The sequence below is a fragment of the Sporacetigenium mesophilum DSM 16796 genome (genome assembly GCF_059569055.1).
This window is the reverse complement of sequence record NZ_JCANUR010000018.1, coordinates 23,629-48,339: the sequence shown is the minus strand read 5'-3', so window position 1 is coordinate 48,339 and position 24,711 is coordinate 23,629. Positions and strand designations below refer to the sequence as shown.

Sequence of the window (24,711 nt, the reverse complement as noted above, 5' to 3'; positions counted from 1 at the left end):
TTATATAAGACCGTTTTTTGGATGCCTTATCATATCAGGTGGGCATGTTTTTATAATTGTTGTCATATCTACTGATATTACAAGTTCTAATGGGTATTTTGAATTAGAATCTAATTCTCCTACAAGATAAAATGTATATATTCTAGTTGGGTTTATGGTATGAGATACAGTAGGAGAGTTATTATCTGGAGAACCTACTTGAATAAATCTAAATTTATATGTTCCTGGGTCTATAACTATATATCTAGTATATTCATCTGGCTTCAAATTTATATATGACACAATATTATTTGTAGTAGATACATTAATTATAATACTATCTTTTGTTAAATTAGCATATCTAATAGATGCCTTATCGCGATAAGTCTGTTGTGTAGGGTCACCTGTTATTTTTACTAGTTTAGGGTTTTGTACAGTTCCATTTATACACAATGTTTCTACATTTCCAGGGGTTATTTCTATTTGTGTATCTATTATAGGTGTGTTATGGTCTAGAGAATTAAAAACCTTAATATTATAAGCTTTGAGTGCTGGTCTAGGTATATAGTAACTAAATTGTTTGTATGCTAATTCTTCTGCTAACAATGTATCGTCTACATATACATCAAACTTGGCATCTGAAGGTAGGGCGTTAAAAACTCTAATAAATCCACTTGAATTATCCAAACAAGGCAGAGATAATTCATTATTTAAAAAAGTAAATAAAGTTGGACTTGGTTGTATGAGTTGTCTATTATTAATCAATCTAATATCTCCTTTATTAATCTGACATAGTATTAATATATGAATTTTGGAGCTTAAGGGTTAAAAAATAAACTATTAAAAATATAGTTGCAAACACAACTAATATGATATAAAATAATATAGTTGCAAACACAACTAATTAGCATACAATATATAAGTCGGCTTTAATGTTATTTGACGTATATAAGTGGGAGTGAATAAATTGGAAAAGAATAGAACTGAAAACATAGGAAGATATATATCACACATTTACAGAAAAGGTGGAACATTTATTACAAAGGCCCTTGCCAAAGAGGGAATAGGTTCGGGGCAAGTAATGTTTCTCATAGAACTTTATAAAAAAGATGGAAGAACTCAAGATGATATATCGTGTGCTCTAAATATAGATAAAGGAACAACTGCTAGAGCCTTAAAAAAACTTGAAGAAGAAAACTTTATAGTAAGACTAAAAGATGAACGTGACAAAAGAGCACATAACGTATATTTAACAGATAAAGGGAAAGAAGTAAAATCTAGTGTTTACAAGGTTTTTGATGAACTAGAAAACACAATGACACAAAGCCTTACTGACGAAGAAAAAGAAACTATTATAATGTTACTTAAAAAAGTATGTATTAATACAAGTGTAAAATAGGAGGGTGTAAATGGATAAAAGTCAAGAAATGTTAGGAACAGAATCGATAGGAAAACTACTTTTAAAATATTCAATACCAGCAATAGTTGGAATGATGGTAAACTCTCTATATAACATAATAGCTAGAATATTTATAGCAAATATACCAGGGGTTGGGCCACTTGCAATAACAGGAATTGGTGTAACTATGCCAGTTACAACTATAATATTAGCATTTGCAGTACTTGTAGGTATAGGGGCAGCCACTAATATATCTATAAAATTAGGTCAAGGAAAAAAAGAAGAGGCAGAACAGATATTAGGAAATACATTTACGTTATCAGTAATTATAGGAATAATACTGACAGTAATAGGACTTTTGTTTGCAGATAGCATATTAGGGTTATTTGGAGCAAGTGAAGGGTCTCTACCATATGCCAAAGCTTATGTAAATGTACTGTTATTAGGTACAGTATGTGCTGTTCTTTCTTTATCATTAAGCCATATGATAAGAGCAGATGGAAATCCTAGACTTTCAGCAATGATAATGGTTGTTGCATGTATAATAGACGTAATATTAGTATTTTTATTTATAAATGTATTAAATATGGGAATAAAAGGGGCTGCCTTAGCAACTATAATATGTCAAACATTTTCAGCTATATGGGGTCTTTCATATTTCTTTAGAGGAAAATCTAATTTGAAATTTAGAATATCAAGTCTAAAATTAAAAACAGAATCAGTTAAAAGTATAGTTGTAATAGGGGCTGCGCCATTTGTTATTCAAATAGCTGCAAGTTTGGTTCAAGTTATAAGTAACAACGCTTTAAAAACATATGGTGGAGATTTGGCTATAGGAGCTATGGCTACAATATTTTCAATAATGATGGTATTTTTAATGCCTATATTTGGTATAACTCAAGGAGCTCAACCTATAATAGGATATAATTATGGAGCGAAAAATTATAATAGAGCAAAAGAAACATATAAATTATCTGTAATAGCTTCAACTATTATGTTAATACTAGGATGGATTGTAATACAATTTTCACCAGAAGTCTTAGTTAGTCTTTTCGGTAAAGATAAAGAACTTATGGATATAACTGTAAATGGGATTAGGAAATATTCATTTGCACTACCTATAGTAGCTATATCAATTGTAGGTTCAACATATGTTCAAGCGGTAGGTAAGCCTAAGAAATCTATGATGTTAAGTTTATTAAGACAAGTAATATTGTTAATACCTATGATAATGATATTACCTAGATTCTTACAATTAGACGGAGTTTGGATAGCACAACCAGTAGCTGATTTAATAGCTACTATAATAACTGTAGTTGTAATAAGAAATGAATTTAAGTCTTATAAAGAAGAAGAAAAAGAGAAAATAGATGAAAAAGAAGTTTATATAAATTCATGCCCAAAAAGCTCAGTATAAAATACTGAGCTTTTTTTATTATTAAAGTGCCTCAAAAAACATATATATAATATATGATACATATAGAAAGGGATGATAAAGTGGTACCTAGATACATAGTGCCTAATACAACAAAGTATTTCATAGCTTACAATGGGGATATAGAAGCCGGACTTTCTAATCTTGGAGTTAATCATAGATTTGTTAGATTAAGTACAAAGGTAGGTATACTTTATACTGAAACAACAGTTAGTACTAAGGATTTACTGCAAATACCAGAGATAGACTTTATAGATTATGATATACCTATGGCCTTGCTTTCAGAAAGACAAGAACCGACCGTTACAGGTGTTAGTGCTGTAGGAGAAATAGGTGGATTGTTCTTTCATAATAATCCATACAACCCTTTAACTGGTGAGGGAGTGTTAATAGCTGTTATAGATACAGGAATAGATTATCTACATCCAGATTTTATATATGAAGATGGAACATCTAAAATAGTCTACCTTTGGGACCAAACCATAGCTGGAAATTCTCCAGAACCATTTTTGTTTGGAGTTGAATATAATAATGATGAAATAAATCAAGCTATAGCAAATAATAATTCATCATTATCACAAGATACAAATGGACATGGAACATTAGTAGCTGGAATAGCAGCTGGAAGAGGGAGGGTAAATCCTCAATATGTAGGTGTAGCGCCTGGTGCAGAACTTATAGTAGTAAAATTAACAGAAACAAATGGTTATTATAGTAAGGTTGATTTAATGGCAGGAGTATACTATGCATACTTTAAAGCATTAGAACTGGGGAGACCATTAGTTATAAATATATCTTTAGGAAGTAATTTTGGGGGAGTATCAGGAACAACTATATTTGAGAACTTAATTTTTTATGAAGATAGAGGTGTAGCTACTGTTGCTGCAGCTGGGAATGAAGGTAATACACAAACCCATTATTCAGGTACTATAATACAAGGAGAAAGTAGAAATGTATTAATAGAAGTAGGGGCAAATGAAAGAGATCTACAGATTCAGTTTTGGGGGAAAAGACCTGATAAAGTATCAGTATTAATAATATCACCATCAGGAGAGTTAAGCGAAACATCAACAGTTAGGGACTTGACTACAGTTACAGGTATATTTGATTATGAGCTTACACCATATGAAATTTTTTATAGCTATCCAGATTTTTATTCTGGCGATCAACTAACAATAATAACATTAAGAGATGTGAAGCCAGGAATATGGACAATTAGATTAAATGGAGACTATATAGTTGATGGACATTATGACATGTATTTACCAAATAGGTCCTTACTACAACCAGGAACTAAGTTTTCAGAAGCAGACCCATTTGGAACTCTAAACTATCCGTCATCGTCAAATGAAATGATTACGGTTGGAACATATAATACTGTAAATAATAGTATATGGCAATCTTCATCTAGAGGCCCAACAAGACTCGAAAAGTTAAAGCCAGATATTGTAGCTCCAGGAGTTAATATAATATCTACTTACCCAGGTGGTGGATATGGCAATATAACAGGAAGTAGTGCAGCAGGAGCACATGCATCTGGAGCTGTAGCATTGTTTTTGCAATATATATTAGTCAATGGAGCTAATCCTATTGTATCATATGTTCAAATGATAAAATCATATATGATGCAAGGAGCTAGAAAGTTTCCAGATATAACATATCCAAATGTGTCTTATGGTTATGGACTTTTAGACATAAGAGGAATGTTTGACCAATTTAGATAAAGGAAGAGATTTGAATTTAAGGCTTTTACCCATAGATATATTTTTTACCTAGGAGTAAAAGCCAGTATTTATCTGTAATTATTTTTTTAGAGATATTATATTGTTGGATAAATCATTAATACTATCAGATAGCACTTGAAGCTTTTGTTCTATGCGTACCAGAAGATACATTGATACAGCAATGGGAAAGCCAACATCGGCTATAAGAGTTTTTATGTAGTCCATGTTATTTACCTCCTTTTAATTGTACTAAAAAAGCCCTTATTAAAAGGGCTTTTATCTATGCTAATTCAAATTCAGTAGTATCAGTAGCTATTATTTTAGCTTCTACAATCCCCACCAAATCAGCACCTTTGGGCTTAAATACATTCTTTGAAACTATTAAGTTCATAGCAGATGTTATTTCAGCCTGTGTTATATCAGCTCTAGGATCATCTAAAGACATAGATATATTTTGACCAAGTGCATCCACAAAAGTCATAACCAATCTAGTTTTTACCATAAAATCACCTCCTATCTAAAAATTTTAAAATTACTACTCAGATATAGATGTGTTATCTACTTTTACAACATCCATTAAGTCGTGTGGCTGAAGACCTACAAAAGCATTTGCAACAGCTAAAACATCATCAGCTACTGCATCGTGCTTTAGGGCACCAAATGTCTTAGACCTAACTAAGGCCTTGCCATGCTCATCAAGTCCCAAAGATAATTTTATCTTTAATGAAGAAAGATTGTTTATTTCTATAGCCATACTATCTACCTCCTTTCCTTTAGGTTAATTTAATTATATATAGAATTAAATTCTACAAATAGAAAAGAAGTTTTGAAAATAAGTTTAATAAAAAAACCTCCTATAACAAGGAGGTTTTTAATATAGCAAACTGCATTTATCGTATAATGTATTTCCATCAACCATTAGTACTACTTGTGGGATATTTGCTATAGAATAATTTAAATCATCTGGATTTATGCTATTGATAAAATACAATGTGTATATTCTACCTGGATTAAACCTAATACTTACATTTTTAGATTTTTGATTAGGTGTTTGATTAGTCCATGAAATTTGAATATTATAATCACCAGGTGGCATATTGTAGTATTCAGTACCTTGGCCAGATTGTAAGAGCTCATCTTGAAGCCCTATAGTTGGAGTAATTGTAAATGTTATAGGAATAGAATTTAAATTGTAAAATCTAATTTTTGTTTCATCAGGTGCTATCTTTAGATTTACGTCATCTATTATTTGTAAAAATTTTAAGCTATTTGTACCTCCGTATATTGCACTTGTTATTATTTGTTCAGGAGGCATTTCAATATCTGGAATTTCTAGCAAAAGTTCATTGTTTTGAGCGTTGTATATTTTTACATTTCTTGGACCTGGCACAGTTGGAATATAATTAGTAAGCTGTGAATATCTTAAATTTCTATATCTAAGAACATCATCTACATATACATTTAGTAATAGTCCTGAAACAGCATCAAATGTCCTGCTTATTGAAGCTTGATAGTCTATACATTGGCTTAATGAATCGTATATTATTTGGCGAATAAGATCATCCCCTTAAGTTTACTTTTGCCATATAATAGTATATTCATAATGATAGTATTTTGTTATCTAAGGCATAGATACATTTATTTTTATATTTAGGTACAATCAAACTATGATTTATTTAAAAGTTTTATAGTTATGTGCGATAAAAACTATTTATATAGAGCTTTTGAGGTATATTTCTATATAACAAATAGTATTAGTATAATATCTAAGATTTAACTATAAAAGTATCGTACTAAATGAGGGTTAATCTCAAATTAGAAGGCGAGAGTTGCTTTTAAGGTGTCTATTGGAGGGGTTTTTAATGTATAACAGTAAGTCTAAAGTTGCAACTGAATTTATTAGTGATAAAGAAATTATGGACACTCTTAACTATGCTAGAGAAAACAAAAACAACCGAAAGATTATAAGTAGCCTTATTGAAAGGGCAAAGGATTGTAAGGGTTTAACTCATAGAGAAGCTGCTATATTGTTAGAATGTGACTTAGAAGATGAAAATGAAAAAATGTTTAAACTTGCAAAGGAAATTAAACAGAGAAATTACGGCAATCGTATTGTAATGTTTGTTCCTTTGTATCTTTCAAATTACTGCGTAAATGGATGTGTTTACTGTCCATATCATTATAAAAATAAGAACATAACAAGAAAAAAATTGACTCAAGAAGAAATTAAGAGAGAGACAATTGCACTTCAAGATATGGGACACAAGCGTTTAGCATTAGAAGCGGGAGAAGATCCTATAAACAATCCTATTGAATATATTCTTGAAAGTATCAAAACAATATATAGTATAAAACATAAAAATGGAGAAATACGACGTGTAAATGTAAATATCGCTGCTACAACAATAGAAAATTATAAAAAATTAAAAGATGCAGGTATAGGAACATATATACTTTTTCAAGAAACATACAATAAGAATGCTTATGAGGAACTGCATCCTACAGGTCCAAAACATGATTATGCATATCACACTGAGGCAATGGATCGTGCTATGGAAGCTGGTATCGATGATGTGGGTATTGGAGTTTTATTTGGTCTTAATATGTACAAATATGATTTTGTTGGATTACTAATGCATGCTGAACATTTAGAAGCTACAATGGGAGTTGGCCCCCATACTATTAGTGTCCCTCGTATCCGCCCTGCAGATGATATTGATCCTGAAAACTTTTCCAATGCAATATCAGACGATGTTTTTGCAAAAATTGTAGCGATACTTCGTATTGCAGCACCATATGCAGGTATGATTGTATCTACTCGTGAATCTCAGAAAACACGTGAGCGTGTACTTGAATTAGGTATATCACAAATTAGTGGTGGTTCTAGAACTAGCGTTGGTGGTTATGTTGAACCTGAATTAAAAGATGATAATTCTGCACAGTTTGATGTTAATGATAATCGTACACTGGACGAAATAGTGAACTGGCTTTTAGAAATGAATTATATCCCAAGCTTCTGTACTGCTTGTTATCGTGAAGGAAGAACTGGTGACCGATTCATGCAGCTTGTTAAATCAGGACAAATTGCAAATTGTTGTCAGCCAAATGCTTTGATGACTCTTAAAGAATATTTAGAGGACTATGCTTCTAATGGCACAAAGGTGAATGGGGAAGCATTAATTGCTGATGAAGTTGAAAATATACCTAATGAAAAAGTTAAAGAGATGACAAAAGAGCATCTTACAGAACTAAAGGATGGGAAACGAGATTTTAGATTTTAGTATAGTTTCTGGATAAGGAATTAAAAGAGGCAGTTAAGGCGATGAACTGCCTCTTTTTTCATGGTCAAGCTTAAATGAAAACATACTACTTAAAAAAGAGAATGTATGTTCGATAATAAATCAAAAAAAATAACCCTATAAATTATTAAATTTGTACTCAACAAGTTCTTGAGATACCCCTTCACACTTAGCTATGTATTCTATAGTATGACCATAATACTTTTCAAAAATATTATTATCTAACAAAAGTTCAGCAGCAAAAGTATTCGCCTGTCTTTCATATCTACCTTTAACAGCCAATGTATGTCTAGACAAAAAGAAAGTATTTAACTTAGGATGAAGCAGAGCATGACCTAACTCATGGGCAGCAGTAATAAGTTTCTCTTCATCTGACAAATTACTATTAACACATATATAAGGTATACTAAATCTGCCATCATAATAACCATTAAAATCGACCAATGGACATTCAAAATAAGTTATGCCCATTGCCCGTATTATCTCCAAAGGATCGTTAGTTTTATATTTCTTTCTAAGATTAAGTACTAAATTTTTTATACTCATTAAAAATCCCCCTAATAAATCTATTTCTTCATTTTCTTTTGAACCATAGCAATACCTATTTCCATTGCTTGAAGTAAACTTTCTATGGCTTCTTTAGACATTGGCTCCCCATCAAACATTAAACCCTCATTATTCTCTAGTTTTTTTCTAGTTTCTTCTAATATTACCTGGACTTCTCTTTCATCATCAGTAATATGTTTTCTCTCATCGCTTTCCCCTAATAAATAATCTATAGAAACATCAAAGTAATTTGCTAATTGTCTTAAAGTATCACTTTTAGGTTCTCTCACTGAGTTTTCATACCTAGAAATAGTAACCTTAGTGGTATTGAGATCCTTTGCTACTTGTTCAAGTGTTATTCCTCTTTCAAGTCTTAATTGTTTTAATCTAGTTGCTAAAGTTCCCATTTCTTCACCTTCCTTTAATTCAATTATACATATTGTTACCTTAAAGTAAACTTATGTTACCGAAAATAATAAAAAAATTATAAAATACTATTGACATGTAACCTTTCAGGTTATAAAATAAAAGCATACCAAGTAACCTGTAAGGTAATAAGGAGGTGATGCTATGAATTATAGTAGGAGATTAAAAGGGCTTAGAGTTCAGATGGGATTAACTCAAACTGATATATCAAAACTTATAGACATGCCAAGATCAACGTATATAAAGAAAGAAAATCAACAAAGCTTATTTAACATACAAGAAGCTTTTGAGATATCGAAAGTATTTGGGTTAAAAGTGGAGGATATTTTTTTGTAAATTAAGTTACCGATGAGGTGATTAAAATGCTTCAATGCATGCAAAGCGGTAACTCAAATAAAAATGGGGGGGTAGTATTATGAATAACTTAAAAATCTTTAATAACAATGAATTCGGAGAAGTTTCAGTAATAGTTGAAAATAACAAAGAGTATATAGAAGCTGTTAAAGTCGCTAGTATACTTGGATACTCAAATCCTAGAAAGGCTATATTAGATAATTGTAAAAATCACGGGGTAACTACCAGTGACGTGGTGACGGTAAGAGCAAAAAGATCAGATGGAAGCGATATTTTTCAAACAGTTACTAAGAAGTTTATTGATGAAGGTAATTTATACAGATTAATTATTAAATCTAAGCTTCCAAGTGCTCAAAAATTTGAAAGATGGATATTTGATGAAGTACTACCTAGTATAAGAAAAAGCGGAGTATATATGACTGATGAAGTTATAAAAAAATCACTTGAAGATTCAGATTATATTACAAGACTTGCTACAAAATTAAATAAAGAAAGAGAAAAAACAAAAATAGCAAATCAAAGGGCTGAAGAATTAGAAGCTACTATAACACTAGATAAACCATATACCAACTTTGCCAAAAGTATTGCAGCAAGTAGTGATTCTATAGGTATTGGTGAGTTTGCAAAACTACTAAACAATCATGGAATAGAAATAGGTAGAAATAGATTACTTAGATGGTTAAGGGACAACGGGTACCTTATCAAAGGTGGAAAAGAAAAAAACAAGCCAAAGCAAGTTTACATAGAACAAGGAATACTTCAACTAATTGAACAAACATATAAAACTATAGACGGAGACAAAATATCTACCACAACTTTGGTAAGTGGTAAGGGGCAAATGTATATATAGAAAAAGTAAGTGATGAAACTATGGATGAAAAAGAGCTGAAGCTTAAAATAGGTAGGGAATTTAAGAATTTTATTGCTAAGGAGTTTTCAATTATAACAGGCAAGCAAGTTAGAAATATTAATGGAATTCTCAAAAATGATAAATATCCATTTGCCATAGCCAACATAGACAAAGGGGTAGTAGGTGAAAAGGCATTTTTAGAATGTAAGGTAAATAACTTTTATTCAAAGAAAGAGTGGAAAAAAGAACCTCCACTACATTATCAAATACAATGTCACCACTATATGGCTATAACTGGTGCTACCCACTGTTACATAGCAGCACTATTAGGTTTTGAGGATATAATAATTCACAAAATAGATAGGGATGAAGAAATAATAAATTCTCTTATGAAACAAGAAGAAACATTTTGGAATGAGTGTATATTAGGTGACAAAGCACCATCACCTGATGGTAGTGAGAAGTACTCAAAGTATCTAAAAAGCAAGTACAAAGAAACTAAAAATGAAAGTTTGATACTTTTTATGAAAGAAGACAAGCTTAGTCGTTATGATGATGTAGTTGGACTTATTAAAGAACTGCAATTAGAGAAAAATGCCATAGAACAGTTTATTCAAAATGAAATGAAAGAATATGAAATTGCTTATATTGGAGATAGAAAAATAACTTGGAAAAGTCAAAGTAGAAGTAGTTTGGATACCAAAAAATTAAAAGAAGAACAACCACAGCTAATAGATAATTACATGAAAACTACTAATACAAGGGTGTTCAAAGTTTATTAATAGGGGGATATTATGAGTATTTTAAAGGAAACACTTCAAAAGCAAGAAGATAGAGGATCGGTGCTAGAAATAAAGCCAGCATATGCAATGAAACAACTTATGATAAAAATGAAAAAGGAAATAAAGTCTGCAATTGGGTCAGAAGTAGATATTGATAAATTTCAAGAAGGGGCACTTAATGTATTTGAATCAAAAATAGAGCTTCAAAGTTGTGAAGCTATGAGTTTTGTTACTGCACTTATTAGGTGTTTGCAATTAGGATTTGACTTAAATAATAAATTTGAACAATATTACATAACACCATGTAATTTAGATGGCGTAGATAAGGTGAAGCTTCAATTAAGTTATAAGGGATTAATTGAGCTTTCACATAAAGACGAAAAATTAAAGATACTGTATTCAAATGAAGTTAGGGAAAATGATGAGTTTGATATAGATTATGGTCTAGAACAAAAGCTAACACATAAGCCACTTTTAAAAGGGGATAGGGGAGATGTTATAGGATATTATGGAGTTTATCATCTAGAACCTAGTGGATATAATTTTGTATTTATGACTAAGGATGAAATAAAAAGTCATTCCAAGAAATATGAAAATAGTTTTGACATTGGACTTTGGAAAAATGATTTTGACTTTATGGCTAAGAAGACAGTTATAAAAAATCTTCTAAAAGATGCTCCACTAAGTTCATATATGCAAAGGGCAATTAGTTTTGACGAAAGTATAAATTCACAAATAAGTAACTAGGGGGTATTAAGATGGCAGTATATAGGCAAGTCCATATAGATTTTTGGCAAGATGGTTTTGTATTAGACCTTACTCCAGAGGAAAAATATTTTTATCTTTACCTTATGACAAATAGTAAGACAAGCCAATGTGGAATATATGAACTACCTAAAAGAATTATAGAAACGGAAACGGGCTATAACAGGGAGACAGTAGAGAAACTACTTATGAGATTTGAGGAGTATAAAAAGATATTTTATGATAGAGAGACTAATGAAATATTTATTAAAAATTGGATTAAGTATAACAAGGGGTCAAGTCCAAAGGTAAAAAAGTGTATAGAAAAAGAGCTTACATATGTAAAAAGCAATTACTTTGTAAAGTTATTTATAAAAGAGTGTAATAGGTATGGATACAGTATAGATACTGTATCTATAGACTATAAATACAGTAGGGATACCCATAACAAAGATGAAAACAAATTTGAGAACCACTATGGGGAAGAAAAAGAAAAAGAAAAACAAAAAGAAACAATAAAAGAGTTTGCCAAACTTTATGAACAAAATATTGGATTAGTTAATGGAGTAATTAGTGAATGGCTAATAGATATAAGTAAGTATGTAGATATAAGATTATTTAAGAAAGCTATTGAAATTGCATCTAATAATGGAAGGTGCAACAAAGGTTATGTAAGTGGCATCTTAAAACAATGGGAAAGTAACAATATAAAAAGTTATGAAGATCTAAAAGCTTATGAAGTAAGTGTTAAAAATACTGGGGGTAGTAGTTATGGAACATATAATAACACCAATGCAAAAAGAAGAGATGTTGAAGACGAAGATGAACTTTATAAAAAGCCAACAAAAGAACAACTTGAAGAAGCAAGAAGATTATAATAAGCAAGATAATTATAAGTGTGCTAAGTGTAGAGACATGACATTTTTATTAGTAGATAATATAGCAACTCCCTGTGAATGTAGGGAGTTGAGATTATCTGAAAATATTTTGAAAAATAGTGGAATCAATGAGGAATTTAGCAAAAAAACATTTGATAATTTTGACTATAGTATTAGCTTGCAGTTAACCCAAGCTTATTCAAAAGCAAAGGACTATTATACTAGCTTTCAAAATATAAAAGATACTAGAAGAAACTCTATAATGCTTATGGGGCAAGTAGGTAGTGGAAAAACACATTTATGTACTGCTATTGCTAATAATCTTATGAAAGAATCTGTAGGGGTTGTGTATATGCCATATAGAGATACTATAACTAGGATAAAACAGAGTATTATGGATGAAGAAAATTACAATAGAGAGCTAAAGAGATACAAAGAAGCTAAGGTGCTTTTAATTGATGATTTGTTCAAAGGAAGTATTACTAAGTCAGATATTAATATTATCTTTGAACTTGTTAATTATAGATATCTAAAAAATAAACCGCTTATAGTGAGCACTGAAAAATTGTTAGATGAACTGTTACAAATAGACGAAGCTATAGGCAGTAGGCTACTTGAAATGAGTAAGGACTATATAGTAGAGCTTAAAGGAAATAAATTAAATTATAGAATTTATGGTAGTTAATTAGTTTTATGTAGGGGGATAATATGCTAAAATATTTGACCAAAGAAGATATACCAGTTTCATTTACAGATATAGTTGATGAAATAGGAATTGTTGGTTTTATTAAGTTATGTAAGTTATGTGGGGGGACTTCTATATACATACCTACAGAAAATTCACTTGTCAAACCTATTAGAAATAGAGTTATTAGAGAAAGTTTTGATGGAGGTAATTACAAGGAGCTTGCAAGGAAGTTCAATGTAAGTGAGGTACAAATACGAAAAATAATAGCTGAGAAATTTTAAAAAATATTATTGTTTGGTAATACCAGTAAAAATGCTACTTCATGATGATTTATTAACCGCCATGAAGTAGCTTTTATGTATTATTATCTTTGTTTGTTATTGTTGTTTCTGTTGTTGAATTCGTTATTTTTGTTGTTATTTAATTCATTGTTGTTATCGTTGTTGTTGCTATTGTTGTTTAATTCATTGTTCCTATTATTCTTGTTATTTCTTTCTTTGTTATTTCTGTTTTTTGCCATGGTATTACCTCCATAAATTTTTTATTTTATTTTGTAAGTCTATTGCTTACAAGGTTATTATGTTCAAACGAAAGAGGTATCATACCTACAAAAATTGGTAATTAAATATTATTTTGTACATAAAAAAAGAGCTGTCATATGACAACTCTTTTACATATTGGCTCCAAAAGAGGGATTCGAACCCTCAACCTATCGGTTAACAGCCGAGTGCTCTACCGTTGAGCTATCTTGGAATAATTTATTTTACATAAATTATTATTATCATTTTTTGATATTATACATTATTAATTAAAAATTTTTTGTCTTAAATAATGATATAATTAAACTATATAAATAAGGTATTTAGTTACTGTATATCAAAGACAAAGTAGAGGGAATAAAATGCAAGATAACTTTAATTTCGTAGGCTTTTTATGGAACATAGCAGAAAGTCTAAGAGGAACATACAAAGAAGAAGACTATAGAAAAGTAATGCTTCCTATGATAGTAATAAGAAGATTTGATTGTTTATTAGATGAATATAATAGAGAAATTATAAAAGGAGTATATAAAAACTATGACTTTATACCAGAAGATGAGCGTGATGAAATAGTTATAGCTGAATTAAGAGAAAACCACAACATGAATTTACAATTTTATAATACATCAGATTTTACATGGAAAAAACTTTTGGATGATAGTGAAAACATAAAAACAAATTTTGAAGAATATCTAAATGGATTTTCTCAAAATGTAAGAGAAATAATAAGTAAATTCAACTTCAAAACAGAAATAAATCATTTAGATAAGAAAAACAAACTTTATGCAATAGTATAAAAGATGTATGAAGTAGATTTACACATAGACAAAGTATCTAATAACCAAATGGGATATATATATGAAGAAATACTAAGAAGATTTACAGAAAACTCAGCAGCAGGGGAACAGTATACTCCAAGGGAAGTAGTTAGACTTTGTATGGAGATGTTGTTCTTAGGAAAAGAAGACTGCATAACACAAGATGGTAAAGTTATATCTATAGGAGACTTCTGTTGTGGTACTGGTGGTATGTTATCAGTAGGGCAAAAATATGTAGCTGAGAAAAATACAAATGCAATTGTAAATGTATACGGACAAGAGTTACTTGATGAATCATTTGCAATATGTCAGCCTGATATGCTTATAAAAGGTCGAAATCCTGATAATATAAGACTTGGAAATACATTAAGTGAAGATAGATTTAGAGGGGAGAATTTTAGATTTTTGATATCTAATCCTCCATTTGGTGTTACTTGGAAAGATGAGCAAAAGGTAGTGTAAGAAGAATCCGAACTTGGTTTTGATGGTAGATTTGGGGCAGGTACACCAAGGGTAAGTGATGGATCTTTGTTATTCCTTCAAAACATGATAAGCAAAATGTATGATGATGAAGATGGAAGTAGAATAGCTATAATATTCAATGGCTCTCCACTTTTTACAGGAGATGCAGGAAGTGGAGAAAGTAATATAAGAAGATGGATAATAGAAAATGATTTACTAGAAGGAATTATTGCTCTGCCGACAGATATGTTCTACAATACTGGAATAGCAACGTATATATGGGTATTATCTAATAGGAAAAGTAATAATAGAAAAGGTAAGATACAGCTTGTAAATGCTACTGATATGTATAAACCTATGAGAAAGAGTTTGGTTATAGAAAAGTAACTATTGAAAGGCCTTTGAAGTTAAGTTTTGAGGTAGATAGTGAAGCTATAGAAAAAGTTAAAGAAACAACTCAATTTGTAAAGTTAGATGATGAAAAACAAGAAAAGTTAATTAAAGTTCTTGAAAGCTTTGATAGTGATAAAATTTATATGAATAGAGAATTATTTATAAAAGAACTTAAGAAAAAAGCAAAAGATGTTGATTTGGCTATGTCTTCTGTACTTATAAAGACTATTTGGGCAAGTATTGGTGAGAGAAATGAAGATGCTGATGTTTGTGAAGATGCCAAAGGAAATATAGAAAGTGATAGCTCTTTAAGAGATAGCGAAAGTATACCTCTTAAAGATGATATATATGAATATTTTAATAAAGAGGTAAAACCTTATGTTAGTGATGCTTATATCGATGAAAGTACCTTAGGTAATGTTGGATATGAAATACCATTTACTAGACATTTTATAAGTATGAAAGTCTAAGAAGCTTCACAGATGTTATGAAGGAAGTTGAAGAACTTGAATTTGAAATAGCATCAGAGATAAAGAAGGTGTTAGAGTAATGAAGTTCAGATATAGAGAAGACCACGAGTTAAAGTATAGTGGAGTTGAGTGGATAGGGAAAACCGCTAATAACTGGAATTTGTGGCTTAGATGTGATAATTATCAAGATGCTACGGAAAATAGCATCGATGTAAATAAAAGTTTCTGGGCTTTTTTTGATATAGAGGATATATTTATATAGTAAATCGAACATATGGAGGTCTTATCGGATATGACATTTGGTGAAAAATTAAAAGCATTTAGAAAAAACGTAGGCATATCTCAAGAACAATTGGCAGAAAAACTATGTGTTTCTCGACAGGCAATTACAAAGTGGGAAACAGATGGAGGTATGCCAGACATTAACAATCTGAAAAATATTGCCGATTTATTTGGCGTAAGTGTTGATCATCTGTTGGAACGTAATGTTGCAGATTCCACAATTGTTATTAGAGAACAGATTAATTTGACACAATATAAGAAGACAGGAACTTGCAGATCGATATATGATGCTATTGTCAAGGAGAAGTTCTCGGCAGCAAAGACAATTTATCCTTTGATTAGGAGAAAAAAAATGACGAAAGCGGAAGCAGTCATTGATTTTATTGTGCAGCCTGGTGTTTTACTTGCAGCAGATTCATTAAAAGATACCAGTTCATATTATTTAGTGGAAATGAACAAGAAGCAGGTATTAGTAAAAGTTACAAAAGAACAAATTGAAGGAAAAGAACTGAATTGCAAATTTGAAGGAAAGAAATGTGTTATTGATGAAAACACCTTTACTAAGGCAAACTATACAATCTAAATTTTTTTTATCAGGTAAAGCAGATTGTCAAATTATAAGTTTTATGGCGATTTGAAATCAAGCTTCTCCACTTTTCTATTTTACAAAAATGCGTCGCATTTTTTATATACTATGCAATTAAAAAGAGGAGAACTTATTCTCCTCTTTCTCAATATATACTTAATTTCAACACTATATTAAAACATAGCCTAAATAAACCAAGGTATATTATGGAATGTAGTTAAATCTATTTATATTAATGTACAAACTAATTATAATAGTCTCAACTAGTATAATTAAGGGGGTACCTAATTGATGTTTAAAAAAACTTCATCAGCTATTTTTATAGCAGCATTAACTTTTGGATTAACCATAAGTGCATCTGCTTTATCATCAGGGAAAGTTACTGCTACTACTTTAAACGTAAGAAGTGGACCATCTACTACTCAGAGTATCGTAACTAAGGTTTATAAAAACAATACTGTAACGATACTTGAAACTAAAGGTGATTGGTATAAAATAAAACTAGCTAATGGAAAACTAGGTTGGGTATCTAAGGCTTTTGTAAGTACTACGAATACGTCTACTCAAGCCCCAATAATAACAAAAACAGGGATAGTTACTGCTAATACTTTGAATGTACGAAGTGGACCTTCTACTACTCAAAAAATTGTAACTAAAGCCTATAAAAATAATATTGTCACAATAGTTGAAACTAAGGGTGATTGGTATAAAGTAAACTTATCTAATGGACATTCAGGTTGGGTGTCTAAGGCTTATGTAAGTACTGATACTGCTACACCTACCAAAAAACAAACTGGAATAGATTATGAACTTTCTAATGAAATTACAAATTTGATTAGACGTAGCTATACTAACACAAGAGTATACAAACACAATAAAGATGCTGAACTTGATAAAGTTGTTGAGCAGTGGGCCCTTGGAAATTTACACATATATTATTTAGATAAGGAATTTGAAAAATACATTCCTTATGAAATAGATGCTCCAGACGGTGTATCAAAATATGAGGTTAACTTAAGGTTTCGCTTTATAACTAGAGGTCTTTATGAAACAAAACTTTCAAAACCAGAAGATATTGCAGGCGAAATAAGAATAAAGCACGGTATAAGACGAGATTATCAAAGAGTATATGTATATCATAATAGTGAAACTAATACTGACACAGTATACTTTATATCAGGAGTTTTGGAAGAAGTAAACTAAAAAATAATCCCTAGCATATATTTGCTAGGGATTATTTTTTACTAACTTACGCCTATTGATATTATATATATAGAATATATAGCACAGTTTCATTATAGATTTGAAATAATCAATTTTGTTTTATTTGTTCACCTATTGAATATACTTCGTAATTGTGGTAATATTTCAAACATATACAAATGTATATACAAATATAAAAACTTTATTTAACTATGCTATAAGGATTTTATATAAATATTATTGGGAGATGATTATGTTTGGCAAGTCAAATACTAGAAAGAACAAGAACTATAAATAGGGCACTACAGGCTATTGGAGGTACCAATGTATCTTTTGACCAACTAGCAAATGTATTAGGAGATGTATTAAATTCTAACATATATATATTAAGTTCTAAGGGGAAATTATTAGGACTTCATTTATTCCATGAAAAAAGTAGTGCGCTCATAGAAGATTCAGAGACTCATAAAAAGACGTATCCTTTAGAATATACAATAAATGCAATGAAGATAAATGAAACTGTAGATAATCTTACAGGAGACGAATTATTAAAAGTTTTCCCAGATGATATATCAGGATATGAGAAATATACTACTATAGTACCTATACTAGGTAGCGGACAAAGATTAGGTACATTAGTATTAGCTAGATTTGATGAAAAATTTAGTGATGAAGATTTAGTACTAGCAGAATATAGTGCTACGATTGTAGGTCTTGAAATATTAAGAGCTAAAGGTGAAGAATTAGAAGATGAAATGAGAAAAAAAGCTGTTGTTCAAATAGCAATGGATACATTATCTTATTCAGAACTTGAGGCAGTTAAAAATATATTTGAAGTATTAAACGGAAAAGATGGATTAGTTGTTGCGAGTAAAATAGCTGATAGAGTAGGTATAACAAGATCAGTTATAGTAAATGCATTAAGAAAATTCGAAAGTGCAGGAATTATAGAGTCAAGGTCTCTAGGAATGAAAGGGACTCACATAAGGATATTAAATGATAATCTAATGGATGAATTAGAAGAACTAAAAAACAAAAGATAAATATTTATAGGTTATTTAAAAAAAGGTGTGTTTTTAACTAAAAACACACCTTTTTGCATAATCTCTATTGCATCTTTGATTGATATTTTGAGTTATATTTTAGTATTGGAATCACATAGATATCAGTTGTGTTTTTTGTGTTATAACCTAACTATACTTATATTGGAGGGAGAGTAATGGGAACTCAAAGAGAGATAGATTTAGAAGTAGCTATTGAAAATCACTTAGTATCAATAGGATATGAGCAGGGGACATCTCATGAATTTGATTATATATATTGTATCTTAAAAGAAGATTTATTTAGATTTCTTGAAAATACACAAGCAGTTACAAGATGCTATATATCAACTAGAGCATAAAAAGGGATTAGTTGAAAAAATAGATGATAAGAAAAAATCTAGTGATTTAGCTTTGGCTATAGAAAACGGTATAAAGATAATTATAACTACTATACAAAAGTTCCCTTATGCACTTGAAAAGATAGATAATTTAGGTAAGAGAAAGTACGCTGTAATAATAGATGAGGCTCATTCTTCAACTGCTGGTGAAAACATGGGAGCATTAAAGGAAACTTTGGCAGGAAAGACTTTAGAGGAAGCTGCTAGGTTAGAGCAAGAAGAAGAAAGAAACGAAAAGTCTAGTATGGATAAAATGAATGATATTATATCCAAAAGAACTGATTTAAATAATATAAGTTTCTTTGCTTTTACTGCTACTCCAAAAAATAAAACTATGCATATATTCGGTAGAATAGGTGATGATGGATTACCTCATGAGTTTCATTTATATTCTATGAAACAAGCTATAGAAGAGGGATTTATATTAGATGTTTTGAAAAATTATATGCCAGTAAGTGTGTATTACAAAGTTGGCAAGAAAATAGCTGATAATCCTGAGTTTGAAAAAGGGGAAGCCAAAAGGGCTATAAATAAGTTTGTTAGCTTAAATGAACACAATATAAGACAAAAGGTTGAAACTATAGTTGATGACTTTATGGACAATAGGGTTATGTGGTTAGATGGGAAGGCTAAGGGGATGGTAGTAACATCAAGTCGTCTTCATGCTGTTAGATATAAGTTGGCTATAGATAAGTATATAAAAGAAAAGGGTTATGATATAAAAACTCTTGTGGCTTTTTCGGGTAAGGTAAATGACGATGATAATGAATATACAGAAGAAAATATGAATAATTTGCCTAATGAAACTGATATTGCAAAGGCCTTTGATAATGAAAAGCATAAACATAAGTTGCTTATAGTTGCAGAGAAATATCAAACAGGTTTTGACCAACCAAAGTTATGTGCTATGTATGTTGACAAAAAACTAGATGGTGTGAAAACTGTTCAAACTTTAAGTAGGCTTAATAGAACTTATGCTAATAAAAATACTTTTATATTAGATTTTCAAAACTCTGTAGAAGATATTCAAGAGGCATATAAGCCATATTTTGAGGTAACTAATATTGATAAGGTTACAGACCCTAATGTTGTAAATGATCTTTGGTATCAGCTCAAAGGCTATGGGATTTATACTGATGAAGAGGTAGAGGATTTTGCGGTACTTTTTTATAAAGATAAAAAAACTGCCTCTCAAGATGCTAAGATGAATAATATAATTGATAAAGCTGTGGAGAGATATTGTATTTTAAGAGAAGAAGATAATGGTCATGATGGAGAAACAAATTATGAGAAAAAAGCTGATGAATTTAAGAAAAAGGCTTCTAAGTATATAACTTTTTATAATTTTTTACTTCAAATATATCCTCTTAAGAATTTAAATCTTTTGAGGCTTCAAATATATTTGGTGGCACTTTTAAAGAAGCTTCCCAAAGATGGTGGAAGTAATAGATTAGATTTAGATGATATATTAAGTCTTGATTATTATAAGCTTAAAAAATTTGGTAGTGATGATAAGAAAGGTCAAAATATATCTTTGTCTTATGGTGAAGGTGAGCTTCCTGGTATATCTGAAACTGCTGTAGCTAGGGTTAAAGAAGGATTATTTTACCAGAGGTATTGTAAGTTCTAAGAACAGAAGTGATAGGTTGGTTAGGGAAATATTTACTAATCCTAGTTTTAAGAATTTTATGGTTAATTATATAGCTGAGCATATTTATAGTGGGGCTAAGTAAGGAAGTGAGAAATCACTTCTTTTTTTTTGAGCTAAGCGAATTTTTGTTTTATATTGTCATACTAAATCTAGTATAATCTAGAAAAAATTGGATATTATTGAAAGGTATAGAATTATTATACAACGAAATATATCATAAGGATTTTAAATTCAAAAGAAAGGAGAAGCGGATGCAGGAACTGTTCAAATGGGGTATTATAAGTGTTATTGCATTAGGTATTATAAGTACAGTACTAGACAACGGAGAAGTAGTCAATATACAAACGGTTAATAAAGATATTAAACAAGAAGAAGTGTCAGCTGAGGCTTACAAAATAGGGGATGCAATGCAAATTGGCAATTTGATCTACGAAGTAGAGGGTACAGATGTAAGACATACTGTTGGCGACAAATATATAAATAAAAAAGCCAAAGGGCAATATCTTGTAGTAAAAGTTAGTGTTACAAACAATGATAAAGATGATAGAGTAATTGATAATTCAATATTTCAATTAGTAGATAAAGATGGAATTATATATGAACCAGATGCTGAAGTTGATACATATGTAAATGATGATAGTATGTTTTTTTATGATAAGATAAGTCCTAAATTAACTAAGACAGGGTATATAGCATTTGATATAGCTAACCCTAATGTAGAATATGATTTAATAGTAACTGGTGGAATGTTATCAAATGATGAAGCAATTATAAATTTAAATTAATTATATTATAAAAAAAGCGCTGATTTTATATATCAGCGCTTTTAATATTTAAAATAATTTTAGGCTTCGTATTCCAAAGTTTCTACTGTATCAGGTTCACTTGAATTAATAGAAACAAGTTTTCCATGAAGTAAGTAATATACTCCAATACCAGCTATTATAAAGAATGAACCATAAAAATACAACGAACTATATTTTATACTTGCTGCTGCTAATCCGAATACAAATGAACCAAGTCCAAACCCAGTATCAAATATAGAAAGATAAGTTGCAGTAGCCAAAGGTCTTTGTTTTGGAGATGCTACTTGAATAGCTATTGTTTGAAGACTTGGAGCTGCAGTTCCCCAACCAAGACCAATAAGGCCTGCTGATGTAAGGAAAAGAAGTGGAGTAGTGGATATACTAAGTATATAAACTCCAACTGCAAAACATAAAATAGAAGGATAAATAATTTTGTTTGCTCCGTATTTATCAAACCATCTTCCAGTAAAAGGTCTTGAAACTAAAAGAACTGAAGCATATACAGCGAAGAAATAACTTGAAGCCGATTCCAAACCAATTTCCTTAGCATATACAGAAACAAAGGCTATAATAGCGGAATAAATTATTGCAAAAAATGCCGCAACTAATGATATAGGAATGGCAGGAATTACAAACATATCCTTAAACCCTGTACTTTGTTTAGCTTTTACATTTGCCAATGTTATTTTTGGAAATTTAACAAGTAATCCTGATAGTAATGCAACTAAACATCCAATAGTATGAACTATAAATACTGTATTTGCTCCTTGATTTTGAATAACTACTAGTCCTAAAAATGGGCCTACAACCATAGCTAAATTGGTTGTCAAACCGTAATACCCCATACCTTCACCTTGACGAGACTTAGGTATAAGGTCTGCAACTATAGCACCCATAGCTGTTGTAGCCATACCAAAACCAATTCCATTGAAAAGTCTAAGAATAAGAAGTCCTGTAATAGATCGAGGCACAAAGTAAAGAGTTGAAGATACAAATAAGATAAGTAGTGAAGTTAAGAAAATCGTACGTTTTCCGAGCGTTACCATCCAATTTCCAGAAAAAGGACGAACTATAATTGCTGATATTAAAAACACTGTTGTAATAAGGCCAACTGCAGATGGGTTTACCTTTAAGTCTTGTAATGCATATATAGGCAATGTAACTAATAAATAATAGAACATTGTAAATACAAGAAAGTTAGCAATACAAACACTGATAAAATTCTTTGTCCATAATTTAGGTGTATTCAATTTTTTTTCTCCTTTGTATGACTGTTAAGTAAAATAATAATTAAGATAAGATCGGAGTTTTGCTCACTTATATATGATAACATATAATTTGCAAAACACTATTATTTGATATTATATTAACTTTCATTTGACTTACTTAACTTAAAAGAGATGTGTATTTTTGGTAGACATAGTAGTAGCCTCTCCTTAAGTGTGGCAGAAGAGGCTAGTATATAAGATTTTTATTTATTACATATGTGCTGAAGCTGCATCAGCTGAATTTGCAGCATCATCTAGGCTACCATATGTAGATTTATCTCCCCAATTTAAAACTGCATTTAGTACTATTGCAACTACTGCTGAAGTAGTTATAGCACTTCCAAATATAGTTTGAACCATTTGAGGCATCTGACTTAATATATTAGGATTTACAGTAATACCAATACCTAATGCAAGAGAAATAGCAGTTGTTAACATATTGCTAGATTTAGAGAAATCCACATGAGCTAATGATTGGAATCCAGCTATAGCAACAGTTGCAAACATTATTGCTGTTGCTCCACCAAATACTGGAGCAGGAATTATTGTAGCTAATGCTGCAAATTTTGGACATAATCCAAGAAGCATTAATATTCCACCAGCTGCAACAACAACCCAACGGCTATAAATTTTGGACATTGCAACAAGACCAATATTTTGAGCAAAAGTTGTGTAAGGGAAAGAATTAAATATCCCACCAACTACAGTAGCTAGTCCTTCAGCTCTAAATCCTTTGACTAATTCTTTTTCTCCAACATCTTTTCCACACATTTTACCAATACCAATTAAACTTCCTGTTGATTCAACCATAATTATAAGCATAACTAAAAGCATCAGACCAATACTTGTTAAATCAAATTGTGGAGCTCCAAGATAAAATAATTTTGGTAATCCAAACCAATTAGCCTCAGCTACGATTTTCATATCAACAAGTCCCATTGGTACAGCAACTATTGTTCCAACAACTAGACCAATAAGAACAGATAAAGATTGAATAAAGCCTTTGAAAAAGTTATTACATACAATAACAACTAAAACGGTGAAAAATGCTAATGCTAAATATTTTGGATTTCCGAAATCATTTACATAGCCACCACCCATGTTAGTGATTCCAACGGGTATTAAAGATAGTCCAATCATTGTTAGTGTAGTTCCAGTAACAACTGGTGGGAAAAAACGTAATATTTTACAATAAAGTGGAGCAATTATAACAACAATAATACCAGCTACAATAATAGCTCCAAAGGCAGTCCTCATTCCAGATGTGCTACCAATGGCTATCAGCGGGCTGACAGCGGCAAATGAACAGCCTAGGACTGCCGGTAGTTTAATACCTGCAAAATTACCAACGCCAATAGTTTGGATAAGTGTAGCTATACCACAAGCAAAAAGGTCAAGTGCAACAAGTGTTGCCACTTGTTCTGGTGTTAACTTAACAGCAGCCCCAACTAACAATGGAATTGCAACAGCAGCTGCATACATAGCAAGAACATGCTGCAATCCTAGTGGGATAAGTTTTTGAATAGATAGCATTTCATTTGACCTATCTATTATTTGTTTGTCTTCCAATAAGTTTCCCTCCTTTAAATTTAAAATTATTTATTTAATATATATGTAAAAAATTTCACGAATTGAACAACAATTTTAAATTTTCAAATGAAAAATTTTTTATTATATATATAGGTTAG

At 30.6% G+C, this 24,711-nt stretch carries 30 protein-coding genes, 1 tRNA gene and 1 pseudogene; 21 read left to right on the top strand and 11 right to left on the bottom strand.

Features of this window, described 5'->3' with window-relative positions:
• Positions 1–744, bottom strand: coding sequence for a DUF4397 domain-containing protein (locus tag BS62_RS12875; RefSeq protein WP_496491684.1), 744 nt, complete (start codon positions 742–744; stop codon positions 1–3).
• 202 nt (positions 745–946) lie between these two features.
• Between BS62_RS12875 and BS62_RS12870 the strand changes: the two genes are divergently transcribed.
• The 3 genes from BS62_RS12870 (at position 947) to BS62_RS12860 (ending at position 4,537) form a co-directional block, all read left to right on the top strand.
• Positions 947–1,378 carry a MarR family winged helix-turn-helix transcriptional regulator gene (locus BS62_RS12870; RefSeq protein WP_496491683.1) on the top strand — a complete coding sequence of 144 codons (432 nt, stop codon included), beginning with the start codon at positions 947–949 and terminating at the stop codon, positions 1,376–1,378.
• 10 nt (positions 1,379–1,388) lie between these two features.
• On the top strand, positions 1,389–2,795 hold the full coding sequence (locus tag BS62_RS12865) for an MATE family efflux transporter (protein ID WP_496491682.1): 1,407 nt from the start codon (positions 1,389–1,391) through the stop codon (positions 2,793–2,795).
• 80 nt (positions 2,796–2,875) lie between these two features.
• Entirely contained in the window at positions 2,876–4,537 is a 1,662-nt protein-coding gene (locus tag BS62_RS12860) for a S8 family serine peptidase (protein WP_496491681.1), read from the top strand.
• Positions 4,538–4,615: 78 nt separating this feature from the next.
• Here the strand turns inward: BS62_RS12860 and BS62_RS12855 are convergent, their stop codons facing one another.
• From BS62_RS12855 to BS62_RS12840, 4 genes are all read right to left on the bottom strand, one after another.
• Complete coding sequence (locus tag BS62_RS12855) at positions 4,616–4,762, bottom strand: YvrJ family protein (RefSeq protein ID WP_496491680.1); 147 nt, start codon at positions 4,760–4,762, stop codon at positions 4,616–4,618.
• 55 nt (positions 4,763–4,817) lie between these two features.
• Positions 4,818–5,039, bottom strand: a complete 222-nt coding sequence (locus BS62_RS12850) for a DUF2922 domain-containing protein (RefSeq protein ID WP_496491679.1) — start codon at positions 5,037–5,039, stop codon at positions 4,818–4,820.
• Between the two features lie 33 nt (positions 5,040–5,072).
• On the bottom strand, positions 5,073–5,291 hold the full coding sequence (locus BS62_RS12845) for a DUF1659 domain-containing protein (RefSeq protein WP_496491678.1): 219 nt from the start codon (positions 5,289–5,291) through the stop codon (positions 5,073–5,075).
• Positions 5,292–5,408: 117 nt separating this feature from the next.
• Positions 5,409–6,038, bottom strand: coding sequence for a DUF4397 domain-containing protein (locus BS62_RS12840; protein ID WP_496491692.1), 630 nt, complete (start codon positions 6,036–6,038; stop codon positions 5,409–5,411).
• A 361-nt stretch (positions 6,039–6,399) separates the two neighbouring features.
• Here BS62_RS12840 and hydG point away from each other — a divergent pair, with 361 nt between their 5' ends.
• Positions 6,400–7,818, top strand: coding sequence for a [FeFe] hydrogenase H-cluster radical SAM maturase HydG (gene hydG, locus BS62_RS12835; protein ID WP_496491677.1), 1,419 nt, complete (start codon positions 6,400–6,402; stop codon positions 7,816–7,818).
• Positions 7,819–7,953: 135 nt separating this feature from the next.
• Here hydG and BS62_RS12830 read toward each other — a convergent pair whose 3' ends face one another.
• Together BS62_RS12830 and BS62_RS12825 are read right to left on the bottom strand one after the other, a co-directional pair.
• Entirely contained in the window at positions 7,954–8,382 is a 429-nt protein-coding gene (locus BS62_RS12830) for an ImmA/IrrE family metallo-endopeptidase (RefSeq protein WP_496491676.1), read from the bottom strand.
• Between the two features lie 20 nt (positions 8,383–8,402).
• The gene (locus BS62_RS12825) at positions 8,403–8,789 is read right to left on the bottom strand and encodes a helix-turn-helix domain-containing protein (protein ID WP_496491675.1); all 387 of its coding nucleotides are present in this window, start codon (positions 8,787–8,789) and stop codon (positions 8,403–8,405) included.
• A 163-nt stretch (positions 8,790–8,952) separates the two neighbouring features.
• Between BS62_RS12825 and BS62_RS12820 the strand changes: the two genes are divergently transcribed.
• The 7 genes from BS62_RS12820 to BS62_RS12790 all read left to right on the top strand — a co-directional run bounded on the left by BS62_RS12820 (position 8,953) and on the right by BS62_RS12790 (position 13,385).
• Entirely contained in the window at positions 8,953–9,144 is a 192-nt protein-coding gene (locus BS62_RS12820) for a helix-turn-helix transcriptional regulator (RefSeq protein ID WP_496491674.1), read from the top strand.
• A gap of 79 nt (positions 9,145–9,223) precedes the next feature.
• On the top strand, positions 9,224–10,012 hold the full coding sequence (locus BS62_RS12815) for a phage antirepressor KilAC domain-containing protein (protein WP_496491673.1): 789 nt from the start codon (positions 9,224–9,226) through the stop codon (positions 10,010–10,012).
• A 20-nt stretch (positions 10,013–10,032) separates the two neighbouring features.
• A complete protein-coding gene (locus BS62_RS12810) occupies positions 10,033–10,794 on the top strand; it encodes a YqaJ viral recombinase family nuclease (RefSeq protein WP_496491672.1) in 762 nt (253 codons plus the stop codon).
• Positions 10,795–10,806: 12 nt separating this feature from the next.
• Entirely contained in the window at positions 10,807–11,541 is a 735-nt protein-coding gene (locus tag BS62_RS12805) for a recombinase RecT (RefSeq protein WP_496491671.1), read from the top strand.
• Positions 11,542–11,552: 11 nt separating this feature from the next.
• A complete protein-coding gene (locus BS62_RS12800; protein WP_496491670.1) occupies positions 11,553–12,416 on the top strand; it encodes a DnaD domain protein in 864 nt (287 codons plus the stop codon).
• Positions 12,310–13,101: an ATP-binding protein gene (locus BS62_RS12795; protein WP_496491669.1), complete on the top strand. Its 792-nt coding sequence runs from the start codon at positions 12,310–12,312 to the stop codon at positions 13,099–13,101. The genes BS62_RS12800 and BS62_RS12795 overlap by 107 nt, the downstream gene beginning before the upstream one ends.
• A 23-nt stretch (positions 13,102–13,124) precedes the next feature.
• Positions 13,125–13,385, top strand: coding sequence for a Mor transcription activator family protein (locus BS62_RS12790; protein WP_496491668.1), 261 nt, complete (start codon positions 13,125–13,127; stop codon positions 13,383–13,385).
• A gap of 83 nt (positions 13,386–13,468) precedes the next feature.
• Here the strand turns inward: BS62_RS12790 and BS62_RS12785 are convergent, their stop codons facing one another.
• Positions 13,469–13,624, bottom strand: a complete 156-nt coding sequence (locus BS62_RS12785) for a hypothetical protein (protein ID WP_496491667.1) — start codon at positions 13,622–13,624, stop codon at positions 13,469–13,471.
• Between the two features lie 158 nt (positions 13,625–13,782).
• Positions 13,783–13,857 (bottom strand) — tRNA-Asn (locus tag BS62_RS12780).
• A 148-nt stretch (positions 13,858–14,005) separates the two neighbouring features.
• Between BS62_RS12780 and BS62_RS12775 the strand changes: the two genes are divergently transcribed.
• The 10 genes and pseudogenes from BS62_RS12775 to BS62_RS12730 all read left to right on the top strand — a co-directional run bounded on the left by BS62_RS12775 (position 14,006) and on the right by BS62_RS12730 (position 21,734).
• Entirely contained in the window at positions 14,006–14,440 is a 435-nt protein-coding gene (locus tag BS62_RS12775) for a type I restriction-modification system subunit M N-terminal domain-containing protein (RefSeq protein ID WP_496491666.1), read from the top strand.
• A gap of 3 nt (positions 14,441–14,443) precedes the next feature.
• Positions 14,444–15,310 (top strand): annotated as a pseudogene (locus tag BS62_RS12770) (HsdM family class I SAM-dependent methyltransferase).
• 14 nt (positions 15,311–15,324) lie between these two features.
• Entirely contained in the window at positions 15,325–15,786 is a 462-nt protein-coding gene (locus tag BS62_RS12765; protein ID WP_496491665.1) for a hypothetical protein, read from the top strand.
• A gap of 79 nt (positions 15,787–15,865) precedes the next feature.
• Complete coding sequence (locus BS62_RS12760; protein ID WP_496491664.1) at positions 15,866–16,048, top strand: hypothetical protein; 183 nt, start codon at positions 15,866–15,868, stop codon at positions 16,046–16,048.
• A 30-nt stretch (positions 16,049–16,078) separates the two neighbouring features.
• Positions 16,079–16,651 carry a helix-turn-helix domain-containing protein gene (locus BS62_RS12755; RefSeq protein WP_496491663.1) on the top strand — a complete coding sequence of 191 codons (573 nt, stop codon included), beginning with the start codon at positions 16,079–16,081 and terminating at the stop codon, positions 16,649–16,651.
• 294 nt (positions 16,652–16,945) lie between these two features.
• On the top strand, positions 16,946–17,857 hold the full coding sequence (locus BS62_RS12750; protein WP_496491691.1) for an SH3 domain-containing protein: 912 nt from the start codon (positions 16,946–16,948) through the stop codon (positions 17,855–17,857).
• 257 nt (positions 17,858–18,114) lie between these two features.
• A complete protein-coding gene (codY, locus tag BS62_RS12745; protein WP_496491662.1) occupies positions 18,115–18,900 on the top strand; it encodes a GTP-sensing pleiotropic transcriptional regulator CodY in 786 nt (261 codons plus the stop codon).
• A 176-nt stretch (positions 18,901–19,076) separates the two neighbouring features.
• On the top strand, positions 19,077–19,259 hold the full coding sequence (locus tag BS62_RS12740) for a hypothetical protein (protein ID WP_496491661.1): 183 nt from the start codon (positions 19,077–19,079) through the stop codon (positions 19,257–19,259).
• Entirely contained in the window at positions 19,210–20,928 is a 1,719-nt protein-coding gene (locus tag BS62_RS12735; protein ID WP_496491660.1) for a type I restriction enzyme subunit R domain-containing protein, read from the top strand. The genes BS62_RS12740 and BS62_RS12735 overlap by 50 nt, the downstream gene beginning before the upstream one ends.
• Positions 20,929–21,200: 272 nt before the next feature.
• On the top strand, positions 21,201–21,734 hold the full coding sequence (locus BS62_RS12730) for a DUF4352 domain-containing protein (protein WP_496491659.1): 534 nt from the start codon (positions 21,201–21,203) through the stop codon (positions 21,732–21,734).
• A gap of 59 nt (positions 21,735–21,793) precedes the next feature.
• On the opposite strand, the gene BS62_RS12725 is transcribed toward BS62_RS12730, so the two are convergent.
• Positions 21,794–23,005 carry an MFS transporter gene (locus BS62_RS12725; protein ID WP_496491658.1) on the bottom strand — a complete coding sequence of 404 codons (1,212 nt, stop codon included), beginning with the start codon at positions 23,003–23,005 and terminating at the stop codon, positions 21,794–21,796.
• 228 nt (positions 23,006–23,233) lie between these two features.
• On the bottom strand, positions 23,234–24,592 hold the full coding sequence (locus BS62_RS12720) for a nucleobase:cation symporter-2 family protein (protein WP_496491657.1): 1,359 nt from the start codon (positions 24,590–24,592) through the stop codon (positions 23,234–23,236).
• Between the last annotated feature and the right edge of the window lie 119 nt (positions 24,593–24,711).

Bases quoted from the DNA above. Each gene is read 5' to 3' on its own strand.
- BS62_RS12865 (WP_496491682.1), top strand. From the start codon at position 1,389: ATGGATAAAAGTCAAGAAATGTTAGGAACAGAATCGATAGGAAAACTA.
- BS62_RS12855 (WP_496491680.1), bottom strand. From the start codon at position 4,762: ATGGACTACATAAAAACTCTTATAGCCGATGTTGGCTTTCCCATTGCT.
- BS62_RS12850 (WP_496491679.1), bottom strand. From the start codon at position 5,039: ATGGTAAAAACTAGATTGGTTATGACTTTTGTGGATGCACTTGGTCAA.
- BS62_RS12845 (WP_496491678.1), bottom strand. From the start codon at position 5,291: ATGGCTATAGAAATAAACAATCTTTCTTCATTAAAGATAAAATTATCT.
- hydG (WP_496491677.1), top strand. From the start codon at position 6,400: ATGTATAACAGTAAGTCTAAAGTTGCAACTGAATTTATTAGTGATAAA.
- BS62_RS12830 (WP_496491676.1), bottom strand. From the start codon at position 8,382: ATGAGTATAAAAAATTTAGTACTTAATCTTAGAAAGAAATATAAAACT.
- BS62_RS12825 (WP_496491675.1), bottom strand. From the start codon at position 8,789: ATGGGAACTTTAGCAACTAGATTAAAACAATTAAGACTTGAAAGAGGA.
- BS62_RS12820 (WP_496491674.1), top strand. From the start codon at position 8,953: ATGAATTATAGTAGGAGATTAAAAGGGCTTAGAGTTCAGATGGGATTA.
- BS62_RS12815 (WP_496491673.1), top strand. From the start codon at position 9,224: ATGAATAACTTAAAAATCTTTAATAACAATGAATTCGGAGAAGTTTCA.
- BS62_RS12810 (WP_496491672.1), top strand. From the start codon at position 10,033: ATGGATGAAAAAGAGCTGAAGCTTAAAATAGGTAGGGAATTTAAGAAT.
- BS62_RS12805 (WP_496491671.1), top strand. From the start codon at position 10,807: ATGAGTATTTTAAAGGAAACACTTCAAAAGCAAGAAGATAGAGGATCG.
- BS62_RS12800 (WP_496491670.1), top strand. From the start codon at position 11,553: ATGGCAGTATATAGGCAAGTCCATATAGATTTTTGGCAAGATGGTTTT.
- BS62_RS12795 (WP_496491669.1), top strand. From the start codon at position 12,310: ATGGAACATATAATAACACCAATGCAAAAAGAAGAGATGTTGAAGACG.
- BS62_RS12790 (WP_496491668.1), top strand. From the start codon at position 13,125: ATGCTAAAATATTTGACCAAAGAAGATATACCAGTTTCATTTACAGAT.
- BS62_RS12785 (WP_496491667.1), bottom strand. From the start codon at position 13,624: ATGGCAAAAAACAGAAATAACAAAGAAAGAAATAACAAGAATAATAGG.
- BS62_RS12775 (WP_496491666.1), top strand. From the start codon at position 14,006: ATGCAAGATAACTTTAATTTCGTAGGCTTTTTATGGAACATAGCAGAA.
- BS62_RS12760 (WP_496491664.1), top strand. From the start codon at position 15,866: ATGAAGTTCAGATATAGAGAAGACCACGAGTTAAAGTATAGTGGAGTT.
- BS62_RS12755 (WP_496491663.1), top strand. From the start codon at position 16,079: ATGACATTTGGTGAAAAATTAAAAGCATTTAGAAAAAACGTAGGCATA.
- BS62_RS12750 (WP_496491691.1), top strand. From the start codon at position 16,946: ATGTTTAAAAAAACTTCATCAGCTATTTTTATAGCAGCATTAACTTTT.
- BS62_RS12740 (WP_496491661.1), top strand. From the start codon at position 19,077: ATGGGAACTCAAAGAGAGATAGATTTAGAAGTAGCTATTGAAAATCAC.
- BS62_RS12730 (WP_496491659.1), top strand. From the start codon at position 21,201: ATGCAGGAACTGTTCAAATGGGGTATTATAAGTGTTATTGCATTAGGT.